Origin of the sequence: Bulleidia sp. zg-1013 (assembly GCF_019798045.1) — a bacterium.
In the GTDB taxonomy this organism is placed as follows: Bacteria; Bacillota_I; Bacilli_A; order Erysipelotrichales; family Erysipelotrichaceae; genus Bulleidia.
The window spans coordinates 1-614 of sequence record NZ_JAGXEX010000026.1 but is presented as its reverse complement, the minus strand read 5'-3'; the positions used below and the strand labels follow the sequence as shown (position 1 = coordinate 614).

The following is a 614-nucleotide window of genomic DNA, read 5'->3' as shown; positions in this document are numbered from 1 at the left end:
TATATCAGATATTACATATTATTACAAATGAAAATCCCTGAATTTGACATGAAAACAGCAAAAAAGCTAGTATTTACTAGCTTTTTAAGAAAATATTAAATTCAAAACTGTCAAATTCCCGAATATAATTGCTAAAATGATAAAAATTACTATTAGTTTCCAATCCATATTTCAATCCTTTCTTTCTCATTATAGGGTTTCCATACTTCCTTGTCATACTTTTTTGAAGTATTCTTATACAGAGGGAGTATTTTATGAGTCCATTCATCGTTCCAATTCTCTTAATCATCGTTATATCAGCTTACTTTATGTTATCGAAATGGAAACACAAAAAAGCGGTTCGGAATAAACAAGAAGATTATCACATTGAACTAAGTGATGATATTCAAAAAGAATATTTTGATGAATACGAAAGAGAAGAAAAAGGCTTGTGATGTGTACCGACCCCCAAAAGTTAGACCAAAATCTAACGATTAGGAGGTCGGTATTTTTATGGCAAAACATAGTTTTGAATTCAAGAAGAAAGTTGTTTTAGAATATTTGGATGGCAAAGGTGGAACGCCATATCTTTCTAAAAAATATGGACTTGGTTCTGACTCACAGCTACGCAAATG

Annotated in this window: 1 protein-coding gene; it reads left to right on the top strand. The window is 30.6% G+C overall.

Annotation, left to right across the window (positions count from 1 at the left end; translation table 11 throughout):
• The first annotated feature begins 254 nt into the window (after window positions 1–254).
• Window positions 255–434 carry a hypothetical protein gene (locus K7I92_RS07395; protein ID WP_203244928.1) on the top strand — a complete coding sequence of 60 codons (180 nt, stop codon included), beginning with the start codon at window positions 255–257 and terminating at the stop codon, window positions 432–434.
• The last annotated feature ends 180 nt before the right edge of the window (window positions 435–614 follow it).